At 74.6% G+C, this 16,760-nt stretch carries 16 protein-coding genes; 10 read left to right on the top strand and 6 right to left on the bottom strand.

What is annotated here, in order from left to right:
- Positions 1 to 2: 2 nt before the first annotated feature.
- From ACFVX9_RS33300 to ACFVX9_RS33285, 4 genes are all read right to left on the bottom strand, one after another.
- On the bottom strand, positions 3 to 533 hold the full coding sequence (locus tag ACFVX9_RS33300) for a flavin reductase family protein (protein ID WP_387985275.1): 531 nt from the start codon (positions 531 to 533) through the stop codon (positions 3 to 5).
- On the bottom strand, positions 530 to 2,365 hold the full coding sequence (gene asnB, locus ACFVX9_RS33295; protein ID WP_380378326.1) for an asparagine synthase (glutamine-hydrolyzing): 1,836 nt from the start codon (positions 2,363 to 2,365) through the stop codon (positions 530 to 532). The genes ACFVX9_RS33300 and asnB overlap by 4 nt, the downstream gene beginning before the upstream one ends.
- 1 nt (position 2,366) lies before the next feature.
- Positions 2,367 to 3,146: a hypothetical protein gene (locus ACFVX9_RS33290; protein ID WP_387985272.1), complete on the bottom strand. Its 780-nt coding sequence runs from the start codon at positions 3,144 to 3,146 to the stop codon at positions 2,367 to 2,369.
- 253 nt (positions 3,147 to 3,399) lie between these two features.
- Positions 3,400 to 4,341, bottom strand: a complete 942-nt coding sequence (locus ACFVX9_RS33285) for a LuxR C-terminal-related transcriptional regulator (RefSeq protein WP_380378323.1) — start codon at positions 4,339 to 4,341, stop codon at positions 3,400 to 3,402.
- 744 nt (positions 4,342 to 5,085) lie between these two features.
- Between ACFVX9_RS33285 and ACFVX9_RS33280 the strand changes: the two genes are divergently transcribed.
- The 7 genes from ACFVX9_RS33280 to ACFVX9_RS33250 all read left to right on the top strand — a co-directional run bounded on the left by ACFVX9_RS33280 (position 5,086) and on the right by ACFVX9_RS33250 (position 12,578).
- Positions 5,086 to 6,030 (top strand): ABC transporter permease, encoded by a 945-nt coding sequence (locus ACFVX9_RS33280; RefSeq protein ID WP_350880832.1) that lies wholly within the window; start codon positions 5,086 to 5,088, stop codon positions 6,028 to 6,030.
- 1 nt (position 6,031) lies between these two features.
- Entirely contained in the window at positions 6,032 to 7,000 is a 969-nt protein-coding gene (locus tag ACFVX9_RS33275; RefSeq protein ID WP_387985268.1) for an ABC transporter permease, read from the top strand.
- The gene (locus ACFVX9_RS33270) at positions 6,997 to 7,779 is read left to right on the top strand and encodes an ABC transporter ATP-binding protein (protein ID WP_387985265.1); all 783 of its coding nucleotides are present in this window, start codon (positions 6,997 to 6,999) and stop codon (positions 7,777 to 7,779) included. Before ACFVX9_RS33275 ends, ACFVX9_RS33270 begins: the two co-directional genes overlap by 4 nt.
- Positions 7,776 to 8,573 carry an ABC transporter ATP-binding protein gene (locus ACFVX9_RS33265; RefSeq protein ID WP_387985262.1) on the top strand — a complete coding sequence of 266 codons (798 nt, stop codon included), beginning with the start codon at positions 7,776 to 7,778 and terminating at the stop codon, positions 8,571 to 8,573. Before ACFVX9_RS33270 ends, ACFVX9_RS33265 begins: the two co-directional genes overlap by 4 nt.
- 100 nt (positions 8,574 to 8,673) lie before the next feature.
- On the top strand, positions 8,674 to 10,293 hold the full coding sequence (locus ACFVX9_RS33260) for an ABC transporter substrate-binding protein (protein WP_387985259.1): 1,620 nt from the start codon (positions 8,674 to 8,676) through the stop codon (positions 10,291 to 10,293).
- Positions 10,294 to 10,360: 67 nt separating this feature from the next.
- Positions 10,361 to 11,422, top strand: coding sequence for an LLM class F420-dependent oxidoreductase (locus tag ACFVX9_RS33255; RefSeq protein WP_363581882.1), 1,062 nt, complete (start codon positions 10,361 to 10,363; stop codon positions 11,420 to 11,422).
- 64 nt (positions 11,423 to 11,486) lie between these two features.
- Positions 11,487 to 12,578, top strand: coding sequence for an LLM class flavin-dependent oxidoreductase (locus ACFVX9_RS33250; RefSeq protein WP_380378312.1), 1,092 nt, complete (start codon positions 11,487 to 11,489; stop codon positions 12,576 to 12,578).
- A gap of 81 nt (positions 12,579 to 12,659) precedes the next feature.
- Here the strand turns inward: ACFVX9_RS33250 and ACFVX9_RS33245 are convergent, their stop codons facing one another.
- Positions 12,660 to 13,232: an RICIN domain-containing protein gene (locus ACFVX9_RS33245; RefSeq protein ID WP_380378311.1), complete on the bottom strand. Its 573-nt coding sequence runs from the start codon at positions 13,230 to 13,232 to the stop codon at positions 12,660 to 12,662.
- A 296-nt stretch (positions 13,233 to 13,528) separates the two neighbouring features.
- Here ACFVX9_RS33245 and ACFVX9_RS33240 point away from each other — a divergent pair, with 296 nt between their 5' ends.
- Positions 13,529 to 13,792 (top strand): hypothetical protein, encoded by a 264-nt coding sequence (locus tag ACFVX9_RS33240; protein ID WP_387985254.1) that lies wholly within the window; start codon positions 13,529 to 13,531, stop codon positions 13,790 to 13,792.
- A 7-nt stretch (positions 13,793 to 13,799) separates the two neighbouring features.
- On the opposite strand, the gene ACFVX9_RS33235 is transcribed toward ACFVX9_RS33240, so the two are convergent.
- Complete coding sequence (locus ACFVX9_RS33235) at positions 13,800 to 14,558, bottom strand: helix-turn-helix domain-containing protein (RefSeq protein ID WP_387985251.1); 759 nt, start codon at positions 14,556 to 14,558, stop codon at positions 13,800 to 13,802.
- A gap of 254 nt (positions 14,559 to 14,812) precedes the next feature.
- On the opposite strand from ACFVX9_RS33235, the gene ACFVX9_RS33230 reads away from it, so the two are divergent.
- Both ACFVX9_RS33230 and ACFVX9_RS33225 read left to right on the top strand, forming a co-directional pair.
- Positions 14,813 to 15,616, top strand: coding sequence for an alpha/beta fold hydrolase (locus ACFVX9_RS33230; protein WP_387985248.1), 804 nt, complete (start codon positions 14,813 to 14,815; stop codon positions 15,614 to 15,616).
- 307 nt (positions 15,617 to 15,923) lie between these two features.
- Positions 15,924 to 16,661: a class I SAM-dependent methyltransferase gene (locus ACFVX9_RS33225; RefSeq protein ID WP_380378303.1), complete on the top strand. Its 738-nt coding sequence runs from the start codon at positions 15,924 to 15,926 to the stop codon at positions 16,659 to 16,661.
- The last annotated feature ends 99 nt before the right edge of the window (positions 16,662 to 16,760 follow it).

Here is a 16,760-nt window from a genome sequence, read left to right as displayed (position 1 = left end):
GTTCAAGGGTTCAAGGGTTTCGGGTCGATCACGCGGTACCGGCCGTCGTGGTAGAGCAGCGGGTCGCCGTCGCCGCGGTCCGCGGCGGCGACCCGGCCGACCAGGATGGTGTGGTCGCCGCCGGGCAGGGTGCCGTGCAGCCGGCAGTCGAACCAGGCCAGAGCGTCGTCGACGAGCGGGGCGCCGGTGACGGCCGTGCGCATCGGCACCGCGGTGAAGCCGCCGAGCGCACGCCCGGCCCCGGGGGTGGCGAAGCGCCGGGCCACCGCCGACTGGCCGTCCGTCAGGACCGAGAGGCCGAACCGTCCGGCGGCGCGGGCCGCGGCCACGAGCGGGCTGTGGCGGCTGACCGCGACGGTGACCAGCAGCGGGTCGAGGGAGAGGGTGCTGAAGGAGGAGACCGTCTTGGCGAAGACCTCCTCGTCCGATCGGGTGGTGACCACCGCGACCCCGGTGGTCCAGCCGCGGGAGGCGGCCCGGAAGGCCTCCTCGGTGGCCTTCGCCGTGGTCACGGCCGCCGCGGGGCCGCTCATCGCAGCCCCACCCGGTAGGCGCGCAGCCACTCGTCGACCTGGACCAGGTGGTCGAGGCCGCCGACCGGGTTCGGCGCGGTGCGCGGGCTGGGCAGCGGGCGGCCCTCGGCGAGCAGCCGGCGGACCAGCTCGCGGTCCACCAGCTCGAAGACCGGCGCGTTCGGGTCGGCCAGCAGCTCGTGCGCCCGGGCGGTGAGCACCTCGGTGTAGCGGACGGCCGGGGTGGAGGGGTAGCCGCTCTTGGGCCGGTCGGCGACCTGCGGCGGGAGGAGGTCCCGGACGGCGTCGCGGAACAGGCCCTTGGCCCGCCCGTCCGGCGCCTTGAGCGCCCACGGGACGTTCCACAGGTACTCCACCAGGCGGTGGTCGCAGAACGGCACCCGCACCTCCAGGCCGACCGACATCGACACCCGGTCCACCCGGTCCAGCAGCGGGGGGAGCCAGCGGGTGAGCGCGAGGTGGAAGACCTCGCGGATCCGCGCGTCGGCGGCCGACTCGCCGGGCAGGCGCGACACCTCGCCGAGCGAGCGGTGGTAGGCGGCGGCGGTGTACTCCTCGGGGCGCACCTCGGCCCGGACGTCCGGACGCAGCAGGTCCGCCGGCGTGGCCTTGCCGTGCAGCCACGGGAAGGTCGGCGCGGCGACGGCCTGCGCGTCGTGGAAGTACGGGTAGCCGCCGAAGATCTCGTCCGCGGCCTCGCCGGAGAGTGCGACCGTGGAGCGCCGCCGCACCTCGCGGAAGAGCAGGTGCAGCGAGGCGTCCATCTCGCCCCAGCCGGGCCGGTCCCGGGCGCGCAGGACGGCGTCGCGGGCGTCCAGCAGGTCGTCGTCGGGCACCAGGACGGTGGTGTGCAGGGTGCCGATGTGCTCGGCGGCGGCCTGCACGTACGGGGCGTCGAGGGTGGTCCGCCAGGCGTCCGGGGTGCGGTCGGTGCTGCCGGGGAAGTCGACCGAGAAGCTGGCGATCTTCCCGTGGCCGGCCCGCTCGCGGGCGGCCGCGGCCAGCGCGGTGACGGCGCTGGAGTCGACGCCGCCGGAGAGCAGGGTGCACAGCGGCACGTCGCTGATCAGCTGCCGCTCGACGGCGTCGGCGAGCAGGTCCCGGACGGTACCGCGGGTGGTCGCGGCGTCGTCCCGGTGCTCGGCCGACTCCAGCCGCCAGTAGCGGAGTTCGCGGGTGGCGCCGCGGCCGACGACCACCAGGTGGCCGGGCCGGACTTCGTGCAGCCCGCGGAACAGGCCGTGGCCGGCGCTCGGCGCGGCGGGCAGCGCGAACAGTTCGGCGATGCCCTCGGCGTCCAGTTCGGCGCGGAACAGCGGGTTCGCGAGCACCGCCTTGGGCTCGGAGCCGAACAGCACCCCGGTGGCGTGGGCGTGCCAGTACAGCGGCTTGATGCCGAGGTGGTCGCGGACCAGCAGCAGTTCCTCGCGCGCGGCGTCCCACAGGGCGTAGGCGAAGATGCCGTTGAACCTGGTCGGCGCGTCCTTGCCCCACTGGAGGTGGGCCCGCAGGACCACCTCGGTGTCGGAGCGGGTCCGGAAGACGTGCCCGAGGGCCTCCAGTTGCGCGCGCAGCTCGCGGTGGTTGTAGAGCTCCCCGTTGTAGCAGAGGACGGCGCCGGCGTCGGGCCCCGGGCGGTCGGCGAGCGGCTGGGCCCCGCCGTCCAGGTCGATCACGGACAGCCGGCGGTGGCCGAACGCGGCGTGCCGGGAGAGCCAGACGCCGTCCGCGTCCGGGCCGCGGCAGGCCAGGGTGGCGGTCATCTCCCGGACCGTCCGCGCCTGGTGGCGCAGGTCGGTGTCCCAGTCGATCCAGCCGGTGACACCGCACATCTCAGGACTCCCCCGGTTCGTCGTTGGCGGCGGGCCCGGCTGCGGCGCTCGACTCCCAGCGGCAGCCGTGGCCGGTCGGGCCGCTGGTCAGGCGGTGCGCGGGCCGGTAGCCCTTGGCGCGGATGTTGGCGGACAGCGCCTCGGTGCAGTAGGTGCAGGGCGAGGCGAGGGTCAGCTGGACGCCCGAGCGGCGGGCCTTCTCGCGGTAGTCCCAGATCGCACAGTGCGTGATGGTGAGCGCCGCGTGCTCGGCGCCGGGCGGCTCCTCGTCGTCGAACTCGTACTCCGAGCCGTAGAGTTCGGCCTGCCGGGCGATCCGGTGGATCGGGTCGGCGGCGCCCCGGCCGTGGTCGGGTTCGACCTCGCGGTGCACCTCGGCATTGGACCGGGCCCAGTCCCCCAGCCCCTCCTCGCCGTAGCGGCGCACGAGGAAACGTTCCATCAGTGCCTGGTCGCGGAAGAACACCCGCTGCCACTCCGGGGCCGGGGCGTCCGGCGCGGGGAGGTCGGCGAAGAGCTCGGACTGCAGCACGAACCAGTCGGTCAGGTGCAGCCCGTTCCCGCGCGACACCAGGTACCGCGTCAGGCCCGCCTCGGCCTCGTGCAGCCGCTGGCGCCAGAGCGCCGACCGCTCGGCGTCCGACATCGCGCGGTACGGGGACCTCGGCTGCTCCGCGCCGGGGCTCCGGTGGCTCGCGGCGGCCAGCACCGCCGTGCGCGGGCCGGCGTCGGCACTCGCCGCACCGGTGGAACCGGTCGGACCGCCGGTCCTGTCGGACACACCCCCCATCGGGCCATCTCCCTTCGGCTGGACGATCCTTCGGACCGTCGTGTGGTGGTCGTTTCCCGCCACGCTACGGAGCGGGCCGGGCGCCCCGGTAGCCCCGAACGGCGCCGCTCAGGGCGCCGTTCGTCGCCTCGCGCATGCTCCGAAGGTCACCTGCGGGAGGCGGCCGGAACACGACGGAGGGCGGGGCCCACGTGCTTCGGGGCCCGCCCTCCGGAGAGTGGTGACGGAGATGTGCTGGAACGAACTACCCGGCGAGGCCGTGCCGGTGGGCGTAGAGCGCGGCGCGCAGCCGGTCGGGCTGCCCGATCTTGCGCATGGCCTGGGTGAGGTGCTTCTTCACGGTCGCCTCGGCCAGGGCGAGCTCCCGCCCGATCTCGGCGTTGCTCAGCCCGAGCCCGAGCTGGACCAGCACCTCGTGCTCACGATCCGTCAGTCCGGCGTGCTGCGGCGCCAGTTCGCCGACGTGCTGAGGGGGAGCCGCCGCGTGGGTCCGGGCCGGCGGCGGCGCCGGCAGGAACACCGACCCGCCCGCCGCGGCGAGTTGGACGGCGCTGATGATCCGGTCCTCGGCCAGGTCGAGCGGAAAGCAGCCGCTGGCCCCGGCCAGCAGCATCCGGCTCGCCTCGGCGGTCGACTCGGCCCGGCGCAGCAGCAGCACCCGGGCGTCGGGCGCCGCGTCCGGGCCGCGCAGCGCCACCACGACGGCGAGGTCGGCCTCCAGGCTCGCGCCGCGGCCGAGCAGGATGACGTCGGGGGCGACCCGGCGCACGGCGGCCACCGCGCGCAGCGGGTCGCCGGTGGACCCGACCACGGCCAGCCCGGGCACGGTCGTCAGCACGCTGCGCAGCCCGGCGCTGGCCACCGAGTGCCGCTCGACCAGGAACACCCGGGCGTCGGCGGTGCGGTCGCGGTCCTCCTCCACGCACATCGGATGGCCGCACCCGCAACCGGTGGCGGTCGGCCCGACCGACGGTGGCGGCGTCACCGTCTCCGCCAGCAGCTGGTGACCGGCGATCAGGTCGAGCGGGTTGTCGATCTCGGCCTGTGCCGGTGGTGCGGCGTGCACCGGCGGCGCGCCCGCGGCGGGGGCGTCCACCAGGGTGGCGCCGCCGCAGGCGCCGCGTCGGGCGGGAATCCGGCGGCCGCGCGGGCCGGCCGGGACGGCGAGCTTGCTCACTGCTGCCATCGCGCACCCCCGGGGGCGGAGGCAGGGCGTCTGAGGTACGGCATGGCGATACGGTCCCCTTGCTGGTGGCGGGCCGGCCCGGTGGGCACGGGTGCTGCGGCGAGGATCCGTCGAGGACGCGCACGGGCGTCGGCTGCGGAATCCGGGACTGGGGAGGGGCGCCGACCGCAGCGGCTGGGAACGGGGCGGTCAGCGCGCAGCGCGCGGGCGACAGAGCTCGTCGAAACACCGTCGGTGCCACGAGCCGCCGATCCCGACCAGGGTGATGTCGGTCCGCCGAATAGCCATGCGGGGAACCCTAGGTCCGGTTCCTTGTGCAGGTCAAGGACAGAACCGGGGCTCGGCGCCCTGGGCAGTGGCGGTCCTGGCACTCCGGATGCTGTGACCAGGAGTAACAGCATCAAGTGCTGACTGGCTGTCCGGGCCACCGGTCCGCAACGCTCCTTCAAGCGGCCGCAGCTGCCGGAGCGGCACCGACGTCCCCCGTCCCACGGACCGCCCGACCCGTGCTCCGGCACCCGATCCCGCCCCGACGCGGCATCCGCCCCCCGGCGAACGGCCCGTCCCACGGCCCCGGTCCGGCGGTCCAGCACCCCGGACGCCGCCGGTGACTGCCGGTTACCACCGCCGACCGTCCCGAACCGCTCCCCGAACCGCCCCTCCCGGAAGGACCACCAGCCCCATGCCCGCCCCGCCCAACCGGCCCGCCGCCGGCCAGTCCGGCGCCACGCCACGGAGGGCCGGGTGACCCGCTTCCTGCTGCGCCGCCTCCTGCTGGCCGTACCGACCCTGCTCGGCGTCACCGCCGTCGTCTTCGCGACCGTCACGCTCGTCCCCGGCGATCCGGTGGCCCTCTTCCTCGGGCCGGGCGCACCGCCCGAGGCCCGCCGCGAGCTCTCCGAACGGCTCGGCCTGGACCAGCCGTTGCCCGTCCGCTACGCCTCCTGGCTCTGGCACGCGCTCACCGGCGACCTCGGCACCTCCGTCTCCGGTCAGCGCCCGGTCGCCGACCTGCTGCTCCCGGCGCTCGGCCAGACGCTGACCCTGACCGCGGCCGCCTTCCTGCTGGTGCTGGTCGGCGGGGTGGCGCTGGGCGCCGTCGGCGCGCTGCGCCCGCGCGGCCCCGGCGGGCGGATCTCCGGCGCGCTGTCCGCCCTCGCGGTCTCCGCCCCGCAGTACTCGGTGGCCCTGCTGCTGATCGCCGTCTTCGCCGTGGGCCTGCGCTGGCTGCCGGCCGGGGGCACGCACGACGTGTTCGGCTCCGGCGGCCTGCCCGACCTGGCCCGCCACCTGGTGCTGCCGGCCGTGGCCGCCGCGCTCGTCCCGCTCGGGCTCACCGCCCGGGTGTTCCGGGCCGCGCTGGGGGGCGTGCTGGCCGGCGAGCTGGCCGACTCGCTGCGCGCCCGCGGCCTACGCCCGGCCACCGTGCTGCGGCACTGCGTGCACAACGCCTCGCCGGCGCTGCTGACCATCGGCGGCCTGCAACTCGCCTACCTCCTGGAAGGGGTGATCTTCGTGGAGACCCTGTTCGCCTGGCCCGGCGTCGGCCGGCTGCTGTACGACGCCCTCACCTCCCGCGACCTGCCCCTGGTGCAGGGCGGGGTGCTGGTGGTGGCGGTCGCGTTCGTCGGCGTCAACATCCTCGTGGACGCGGCGCACGCGGCGATCGACCCGCGAGTAAGGAACTGATGTGACGTCACGTGTCCTCAGCCGGGGCAACCTCGGCCTGACCGTCCCCGCCGCCCTCGCGGCTCTGCTGGTCCTGCTCGCGCTCGCCGCGCCGCTGGTCGCCCCGTACGACCCGGCCGCCGGGCGGCTGGCGGACCGGCTGCTCGACCCGGGCAGCCCCGGCCACCTGCTCGGCACCGACGGCCAGGGCCGCGACCTGCTCAGCCGGCTGATCTGGGCCGGGCGCGCCTCGCTCACCGGCGGGCTCGTCCCGGTCGCGGTGGCCGCCGTCGTCGGCACCCTGCTCGGCGTCGTGGCCGGGCTCGGCGGCCGGACCACCGAACAGGCCCTGCTGCGCCTGCTGGACGTGCTCTACGCCTTCCCCGGGGTGCTGCTGGCGATCGCCATCGCCTCGCTGCTCACGCCCGGCCTGGGCGCGACGGTGCTCGCGCTGTCGGTGGTGCTCACCCCCGCGGTGGCGCGGGTCGCGTTCACCGAGACCCGGCGGGTCCGGGCCGCCGAGTACCTGGTGGCCGCCCGGGTCAGCGGTGCCGGCTGGGGGTCGCTGGTCCTGCGCCAGGTCGCCCCGGTGGTGGCGCCGGTGGTCCTGGTGTACGCGTCCTCGCTGGTCGGGCTGGCCATCATGTACGCCGCCGGGCTGTCCTTCCTCGGGCTCGGGGTCGCCCCGCCCACCGCCGAGTGGGGCGCGATGCTGGAGGAGCTGCGGCCCTCGCTGCTCACCCACCCCTGGGTGGCGGTCCTGCCGGCCCTGGTCATCATCGCCGTCTCGGTCGTCTTCAACACCCTCGGCGAGACGCTGCGCACCCGCGTCGGCGACACGGCCGCCCTGCTGGCGCACGCCGCCCCCGCCGCCCCCGCCGCCGCGATCCGGTCCGCCGACCAGTCCACCGACCGCTCGGCCGACGGCTCAGCCGACCGCTCGGCCGACGGCTCGGCCCGGCCGCGAGCCGCGAAGCGAGTGGGCGCATGAGCGCGCTGCTGGAGATCAACGGCCTGACCGTCGAGTACCCCGGCGGGGTCCGGGCCGTCGACGACGTCTCCCTCACCCTGCCCGCCGGCCGCTCCCTGGTGCTGCTCGGCGAATCCGGCAGCGGCAAGACCACCGTCGCCCGCACGGTGCTCGGGCTGCCGGGGCACGGCGCCACCGTCACCGGAGGCGTCCGGCTCGCCGGGACGGACCTGCGGGCGCTCGGCGAACGCGCACTGGCCGACGTCCGCGGCCGGCGGATCGGCTACGTTCCGCAGGACCCGACCGCCTCGCTCGACCCGCTGCGCCGGATCGGCCCGCAGCTCGCCGAGGTGCTGCGGCGGCACGGGATCGCCGCCGACCGCCGGGCCGCCCGCGCGGCCGTCCCGAAGCTGCTCGCCACCGCCGGCATCCCGGACCCGGAACGCGTCGCCCGGGCCTACCCGCACGAGCTCTCCGGCGGCCTGCGCCAGCGCGCCGCCATCGCCGTCGCGATCTGCTGCGGCCCGGAACTGCTGATCGCCGACGAGCCGACCACCGCGCTCGACGCGCTGATCCGCGGGCGGATCCTCGACCTGTTCACCACCCTGCGCGCCGACTGCGGCATCGCCCTGCTGCTGGTCACCCACGACCTCGCGGCGGCCCGCCGGATCGGCGGCACCGTGGCGGTCATGCGGGCCGGCCGGATCGTCGAACTCGGGCCCGCCGAACGGGTGCTGGGCGACCCGGAACACGCCTTCACCGCCGCCCTGGTGGCCGCCGAACCGGGAGCCCGCCGATGAACGCCGTAGCCCACACCCGGCCGGACGCCGTCCCCGCCCGCCCGGGCCCGGTCCTGGTCGTCGACGCCGTCACCAAGCGCTACGGCGACCGGACCGCCCTGGACGCCGTCAGCCTCACCGTCGCGCCGGGCGAGACCGTCGGCCTGGTCGGCGAATCCGGCTCGGGGAAGTCCACCCTGGCCCGGCTCGCCCTCGGGGTGCTCGCCCCCGACGCCGGCAGCGTCCGCTTCGCCGGCCGCGATCCGTACCGGCTGCGCGGCCGCGCCGACCGGGCGCTGCGGGGCCGGCTCCAGTTCGTCCCGCAGGACCCGCGCGGATCACTCAACCCCAGCCTGCGCGCCGGGGAGGCGGTCGCCTTCGCGCTGCGCCTGCACGGTACGCCGCGCGCCGAACGCGCCGCGGCCGTCGCCCGGCTCTTCACCCAGGTCGGCCTGGAGCCCGCGCTCGCCGACCGCTACCCCCGGGAGCTGTCCGGCGGGCAGCTCCAGCGGGTGGCCGTCGCCCGGGCCCTGGCCACCGGACCGGACCTGGTCGTCTGCGACGAACCGACCTCCGCCCTCGACCGCAGCGTGCAGGCCCGCCTGCTCGACCTGCTGACCGACCTCCAGGAACGCACCGGCCTGGCCTACCTGTTCATCTCCCACGACCTCGCCGTCGTCCGGCACCTCGCCCACCGGGTGCTGGTGCTGCGGCACGGCCAGGTGGTCGAGGAGGGCCCGGCCGGCCTGCTCTGGGACTCCCCCGCGCACCCGTACACCCGGGCGCTGCTGGAGGCCGCCACCGGCGTCGCGTGACCCGCCGCCGAAACTCCATGCCGACACACCGCCGCACCCCCGCACCCCCGCACCCCCGCACCGCTGAACCTCCGCACCACCGAACCGACGAGGAATCGCCATGACGCGCACCAGCCGTATCCGCTCCAGAGCCGTCGCCCTGCCGGCCGCCGCCGTTCTGCTCGCGGCGGCGGCAGGCTGCGCCGGCTCCGACGGCGGCGGCTCCGCTGGGGCGGGCGGCGGTGACGGCCGCGGCGGCACCCTGGTCATCGGCGCCACCGGCAAACTCCCCAACCCGGACACCGTGATCGGCGGCGCCGGATTCGAGGGCAAGCGGCTGGTCTCCTTCCAGCTCTACGAGGGCCTCACCCGGTACGAACTGCTCAAGGACACCGACAAGCCGCCGGTCGTGACCGGCGCCCTGGCCACCGACTGGCAGGTCGCCGCCGACGCCAGGACGTGGACCTTCACCCTCCGCAAGGGCGTCACGTTCCAGGACGGCACCCCGTTCGACGCCGACGCCGTGGTCTTCAACCTGGCCCGCTACCTCGACAAGAAGAGCCCCGAGTACACCGACGCCCTCGGCGCCGCCGCCGCCGAGTACGCGGGCGACATCGCCTCGTACCGCAAGACCGACGCCGACCACGTCGAGCTGGTCACCAAGGACCCCAACGGCCACTTCCCCGAGGACCTCGCGCACGTCCTGATCGCGAGCCCCACCGCCGTCCGCAAGTCCGGCTCGGCCGACTTCGCCCGGCACCCGGTCGGCACCGGCCCCTTCTCGTTCGTCTCGCAGACCGAGGGCCAGCAGATCGAGCTGGCCGCCAACAAGGGCTACTGGCGCGGCGCCCCCAAACTCGACCGGCTCGTGATCAAGGCGCTGCCGGACGCCGCGGCCCGCACCGCCGCCCTGCGCTCCGGCGGCGTGAACTGGATCGAGTACCCGAACCCGGACGACATCGACAGCCTCAAGGCCGACGGCGTCCAGATCGCCACCAACAGCTACGACCACCTCTGGTACTGGATCCTGGACACCTCGAAGGCGCCCTGGGACAACCCGCTGGTCCGCAGGGCCGCCAACTACGCGATCGACCGCAAGGCCATCGCCGAGAAGCTGCTGCACGGCACCGCCGACCCCGCCTACCAGACCGCGCCGCGCGCCACCGCCGCCTACGACCCCGCCGGCGACGTCTACTCCTACGACCCCGCCAAGGCCCGGCAGTTGCTCGCCGAGGCCGGCGTCCCGAACGGCTTCAGCACCTCCGTCACCGTGCCCACCGGCGGCAGCGGCAACCTGCTGCCGGTGCCGATCGCCGAGGCCCTCCAGCGGGATCTCGCCGCCGTCGGCATCAAGGTCGAGCTGCGCACCACCGACTGGACCACGCTGATCGGCGCCGAGGCCAAGGGCCAGGTGGCGCTCGGCTCGGACGCCGTCGCCCAGTCCACCACGCTGTTCCAGTCCGAGGCGCTGCTCCCGCTGTTCATCGGCTCCAAGAGCCCGTTCTGGACCGGCCACTACGCCAATCCGCAGGTCGACGAGCTGCTCGCGTCGTCGGCCGCGAACGCCGACCAGGCCGCCCGGCAGGCCGGGTACCGCAAGGCGCTCGCGCTGGTCACCCAGGACGCGCCCTGGCTGTTCGTGGTCAACGACCGTAATCCGCGGGCCCTTTCGCCGAAGGTCCAGGGGCTCGTGCAGCCGCAGTCCTGGTTCCTCGACCTGACCACCGTGTGGGTCCGCTGACCCGCGGACACCGCCTCTCCCCCGGCTCCGAAGAGCACCGCGCACCACAGGAAGGACGGCCATCCCGATGACCGACCCGCACCGACCGCACCACCACAGCGGGACCGTCCCGCCCGGCTCCGCGCACGGCCCCGTGCCCGCCGCGCCGCCCAAGTGGGGCATCACCCTCCCGCTGCCCGGCCTGACCATCGACCGGCACCGGTTCCTGGTCGAGCGGCTGCCCGACCTCGGCTACACCGACGTGTGGAGCGCCGAGGGCGGCGGCACCGACGCCTTCACCCCGCTGGCCGCCACGGCAGCCTGGTCCCCCTCGCTGCGGATCGGCACCGGCATCGTCCCGGTGCACACCCGCGGCCCGGCCGTGCTCGCCCAGACCGCCGCGACGCTCGCCCAACTCGCCCCGGGCCGCCTGCTGCTGGGCATCGGCGCCTCGGTGCCCGCGCACGTCACCGACATCAACGGCATCCCGTTCGACGAGCCGTTCAAGCGGACCAGGGACGTCCTGCGCTTCGTCACCCGGGCGCTGCGCGGCGAGTACGTCACCGGCGGGTTCGACACCTTCGACATCACCGGCTACCGGCTGCCGCACCCGCCGACCGAGCCGGTCAAGGTCATCCTGGGCGCGCTGCGGCCCAACATGCTCCGGCTCGGCTTCAACGAGGGCGACGGCGCCATCACCAACCTGCTGTTCCCGCACGACGTGCCGAAGATCCTGGACGCCGTCGGCCCGCAGCCGCCCGGGAAGGAGCTGGTCGTCAAGGTCTTCGTCTGCCCCACCGAGGACACCGACTACGCCCACCGCGCCAGCCGGCCGTTCCTCGCCTGGATCCTCAACCGCGAGCCGTACCGCAAGTTCCACGAGTGGCTGGGCCACGGCGAACTCCTCGCCGAGACCCACCGCCTCTGGGCGGCCGGCGACCCGGAGGGCGCCCAGAAGGCGCTGCCCGACGAGGTCGTCGACGGGCTGTTCATCAGCGGCTCGCCGGAGGAGTGCCGGGAGCGCATCCTCGCCTACCACCGCCCCGGTGTCACCACCATCCAGCTGTACGTGTCGCTGCCGCCCGAGGTGTTCGTCAGCCGCGCCAAGCTGCTCGACACCCTGGCCCGGCTCGGGCCGGCCGCCCTCTGACCGTCGCGCCCCACCCGTCCCCATCCCCTGCCACCCTCACGACGCTCACGACCGGAGGAGAGCCGTGCCACTCGAAATCCGCGGCGGGGTCCGCGCCGCACCCGTCCCCGGCCACACCGCGCAGGAACGCCAGGCCCTGCGCTGGGCCCCCGACGGCCGCGACCGCACCGCCGACCCCGCGTACGTCACCCGCACCGCGCGGGAGAACGAGGAGGACGGGCTGGACAGCGCCCTGGTGGTGCAGTCCAGTTCGTGGCCCGACCCGTGGCTGGTGGCCTCGTGGGCCCTGGCCGCCACCACACGGCTGCGCATCGCGGTCGCCCACCGGGTCGGCACCACCGCGCCGACCGTCGCCGCCCGCTCCCTCGCGACCCTGGACCGCCTCTCCGGCGGGCGGGCGGCGGCCCACGTCATCATCGGCTCCAGCGACCACGACACGGCTCGCGACGGCGACCTCCTGGACAAGCAGGAGCGCTACCGCCGGGCCGACGAGTACCTCGACCTGTTCACCCGCTACCTCGCCGCCGACCAGGACATCGACCACAAGGGCGAGTTCTACACCGTTTCCGCCGCCCGGCCCGGCCTGCACCCCAGACCCGGCGGCGAGCTGCTCTCCTTCGGCGGCTCGTCACCGCAGGGCCTCGACCTGGCGGCCCGCTACGCGGAGGTGTACGCCGTCAGCCCGCTGCCGCTGCCGGACACCCGGCGGCGGATCGCCCAGGTCCGCACCGCCGCCGCCGCGCACGGCCGGACCCTGCGGATCTGGCGGCACGTCACCGTCGTCCTCGCCGACACCGACGAGGCGGCCCGCGACCGCGTCCGCCGGCTGCGCCGCGACGCCCTGCGCCTCACCTCCGGCGGCGGCGGGCCCTGGACGGAAGCCGTCCAGCTCGACCGCGACCGAGAGCGCGGCCGCTCCGACCCGGCCCGGGGCGACGAGCAGGTCGCCGCCTACATCCGCCGCTCCCTCACCGCCGCCTACGCCGGCTCCCCCGCCACCGTCGCCGCCCGCATCGGCCTGCTCCGCTCGGCCGGCGTGGACATCGTCCAGCTCGACCTCCCCGTCGAGACCGACCAGGACCGCGAGCTGCGCCGCAGCCTCGTCCGCCACCTCCGCACCGGCCTGGGCACCCCCGCCGACCGCCGCGTCTGGTGACCGGCGGCCCCGTTCGGCCGGGGTCGAGGCGATCACCGCCTCGACCCCGGCCACGCCGGGCCCCTGACAGTGCCCAGATGTCTAGATGTTGGGGTTGATCGGACGGTCGCTGTCGGAGTGGTGCCAGTCGAACTCCTGGGTCTGCCCCATGCTCGCGTTCCGCCCCAGCGTCCAGAGTTCGTAGGAGGACCGCGGGCCCTGGTTGCCGGTGTAGGTCAGGCAGGCGCCGGCGGCGTTGCACACGCTGCGGTCGGTGTTGAACGTCCAACGCTGGTTCGGGTCGCCCCCGTTGCACCCCACCGCCTTGGCGCCCGGGCCGTCGGACGGGCCGCTCGGGACGTGGCCCCACAGGCAACGGCCGTCGTTGGTGCTGCGGATGAGGCCTTCCGGCGAGACGAACCAGAACTGGTTCCAGGAGCCGTCGCACGGGCGCAGGACGACCGGCCGGCCGTCGCCGTTGGTCTGCCGGTACTCGTCCAAGCAGTAGTAGGTGCCGTTGGGGCCGCCGCTGGCCGGGCGGGCGAGCGCCACGAGGGAACCGTAGGCGTAGGGCTGCGGATTGACGGGGTCGGCCTGCGCGGCGGCGACGGGCAACGAGACGCTCAGGCCGATCGCGAGTGCCAGTGCTGAGACGATCTTTCGGGCGGACTTCATGAGGTCCGACACCTCTCTCTCTGACGTCGGGTCACTGCGGAATGCGGCCATCCTGGCAGCGGAGTTGAGGGCCTGGGCAGCTTTCCGAACGATCCCGAACAAACGGGAGTGTATGGATTTCGCCATTTGATTCACCTCAGTTGACAGGAACCTCCGGCGCGAAGAGGCTGTTCACGCAGGCCCGGCGGGGGGAGGACAGAGCTTTGACCTGGTCACCTATGCGCACCACGGCGGCCCCGTGCTCCTGCCGGGCAGCCGAGGTCAACTCCGCTGCGACGCTAGCCCGTTCGCAGTCCTTGGACGCACTCGCCGAGTCCCTCACCCTGCTCCGGCAGGAGGCCGGCAGCCCCTCCTACTCGACCATCGTCCGGCGGATCAGCTCCGTCCGGGCAGCCCGCGGCGTCCCGGCCGGGGAACGCACACCCGGGCGGATCACCGTCTACGACTGCTTCCGCAGCGGACGCCAACGCCTGGACGTCGAACTGCTCTCCGACATCGTCCAGGCCCTCGGCGCGGACCCGGGCCCCTGGCGCCGCGCCTACCGCGCCGCCTCCCGGTGATCGCCGGCTATCCGCGGTCCGAACGCGGAGCGGCCGTGTCGGCCGGGGCCGTCTCCGGCTTCGCGTGGAGGATCTCGCGGGCCTGCTCCGCCGCGCGGACGATGCTCTCGGAGACGAAGTCGACGAAGCGGGCGATGTTCTCCAGGCGGGTGGCGGCCGGGGTCTGCGGGCCGAGGACGCCGACGCCCTGCCGCGCGACCTCGACGAGGTGGGCCGTGGCGCGGGCGCTGGCCATCATCGACTGGTACCAGACGTCGTCGTCGACGACGTAGCGCTCGCGGCGGCGCTCGTCGCGCTCCCGGCGGACGAGGCCCTGGCCGTCGAGGAACGTGATCGCCTTGGAGATGGACGGCGGGCTGACCTGGAGGTGCCGGGCCAGCTCGGACGCGGTGAGGCTGCCGCTGTCGGTGAGGGTGAGGCAGGCCAGCACCCGGGCCGTCATCTTGGGCATGCCGGAGGCCATCAGGACGGTGGTGTACGTCTCCTGGTACTCGCGCACGGCCTCGGCGTCGCGCCCGTGGGCCTGCGGGGGCGCCGCCGGCCCCCGGGGCGCGGCGGGCCTGCGCCGTTGGGCGCGGCGGCGTTCGGTGGCGCGGTGGGCCAGGTCGGCGCGGTAGGCGGTGGGGCCTCCGTTGCGCATCACCTCGCGGGTGACCGTCGAGGTGGGTCGGTCGAGCCGCCTGGCGATCTCCGCGTAGGCGAGGCCGTCGGCCATCCCCAGCGCGATCTGCTGGCGTTCCTGCTGAGTGAGCCTGCCTCCCGGCACCGCGATTCTCCCTTCACGCTTCCCTGAACGCCCTCACCATAGCGTTCACTCCCATTACAGTGCAACGAACACAGCGACTGACGTTGCGTTAAATTCAAAACCACTGCAACGATAATCGCGCTTTTACCTGCATCGATACCGATTTCAAGCAACGAACTTGTTGCCATTACCCGTGAAGGCAACGTAGCGTTTCCATCATCAGAAACACCGAGCCGCAGCAGCCCGCCACCCCCACACCTGGAAGAAGGCACCCCATGACCATCAAGCAGCCCGCCTGGACCGGCATGGTCTCCGTCGACGACACCGCCCTGGCCGTGACCGACACCGGCGGGCCCGGCCGTCCCGTGGTCTACCTCAACGGCTCCTACGCCGACCAGTCGCACTGGCGGCGCGTCATCGCCGACCTCGGCGACGGCTACCGGCACATCACCTTCGACGAGCGCGCCCGCGGCAAGTCGAAGCGCTCGGCGGACTACTCGTTCGAAGCGTGCCTGCGCGACGTCGACGCCGTCCTCACCGCGAGGGGCGTGGACCGGCCGATCCTGGTGGGCTGGTCCTACGGCGCGATGCTCGCGGTGCACTGGGCCGCCCGGCACCCGGACCGCGCCCTCGGGGCGGTGTCCGTGGACGGCGCGTTCCCGCACGAGTGGCTCGACGACGCCACCCGGGAGCAGGTCCGCAAGCTGTTCCGCCGGCTCAGCCCGCTGTTCCCGATCGCCCGCCGACTCGGCATGGCCGCGCGGATGAGCGCCGAGCAGCACGCCGAGATCAATCTTGAGATCAACGAGCTCTGCGCGCCCGCCGCCCTCGACCCGGTCTTCGACCAGGTGGCCGCACCGGTCCGGTACGTGGTCGCCACGGGCGGCAACCTGGGCGGCGAAGCGAAGCTGATGGAACAGATCCGCACCAACCTCGACCCGGTGCTCGCCCGCAACCCGAACATCCGGGTCAGCACGAAGGTCGCGAGCAACCACTCCAAGATCCTGCGCAAGGACTTCCACGCCATCGCCGACACCGTCCGCGACCTCGCCGCCACCCCCGCGAGCGTGACCGGCTGAGCCCCGCTCCGACCCGAACCGGCCCTGCGGGGTCACCGCGAAGCGCTCGCACGACGGGCGGCCGTTCGGGCGAACTTCCCTCGGAATTACCGCATTCGGGTGACGCGCGGCCGGCCTCGCCCGCCGGGACCGTTAGCGTGACTGACCGTCATCGGCCGTCCGGTCGGACGGAGCTGCGCACAGCTCGGGGGCCGGGGAAAGCCGGGAGGCGGAGGCCTTCGCCGGATTCCCCACGCGCCTCCACGCGCCGCCCGCTGTCCGGGGACGATCCCGACACCGTGCTCCACCAGCTGGGAGGTTCTCCGCCATGCCCGTGTCGAGTCGGTACCTGAACGCCTGGGAGGGCTTCTGGCGCGACGCACCGGCGGAGGCCGGCGCGGTGATCTGGGACGCGGAGCCGGCACTCACCGCGAGCGTGCACCTCGCGCTGTTCGACCCCTACCTCGTCGACCCGGCGCTGCCCGTCGTCGACGTCGGCTGCGGCAACGGCACCCAGACCCGCTTCCTCGCCGAACGCTTCGGCCGCGCCCTCGGGGTCGACCTGTCCACCGCCGCCGTGGAGCTCGCCCGCACCCAGCATCCGGACGGGCGGGCCGAGTTCGCCCGGCTCGACGCCACCGACCGGCAGGCCGTGCGGGAGCTGCACGCCCGGCTCGGCGATGCCAACGTGTACGTACGCGCCCTGATCCACCAGTGCGAACCGGCCGACCGCCAGCCGGTCGCCGACGCCATCGCCGCCCTGGTCGGGGATCGCGGCCGGGCGTTCGTCGTCGAGCTGTCCGCGTCGGCGAAGGCCGTCCTGGCCGGCCTCGCCCAGAGCCCGCAGGGCCCTCCCCCGAAGCTGCGCCCCGTCTTCGAGCACGGCCTCGCCCCCGCCGAGGTCGTCGACTCGGCCTTCGGCGAGCTGTTCCGCACCGCCGGGCTCACCGTCCTCGCCTCCGGCGAACTGCCGTTGTTCCTCACCGAGTTCGCGCCCGACGGCAGCCGGATCGACCTCCCGTCCCACTGGCTGGTGGTGGGCGCGGCCGGCACACCACAGAGGTGACGCGGTGGGGGCGGCCGCCGGAACCGACCGCCCCCCCCCGCTCCCCCCCCGGGTCCCCCTTCTCCCCCCCGCCCCCCCCCCACCCCTGGGGGTGGGGAG

Source organism: Kitasatospora sp. NPDC058243 (genome assembly GCF_042882025.1).
GTDB lineage: Bacteria > Actinomycetota > Actinomycetes > Streptomycetales > Streptomycetaceae > Kitasatospora.
The sequence above is the reverse complement of the archived record's forward strand: the minus strand, read 5'-3'. Positions and strand labels throughout refer to the sequence as shown.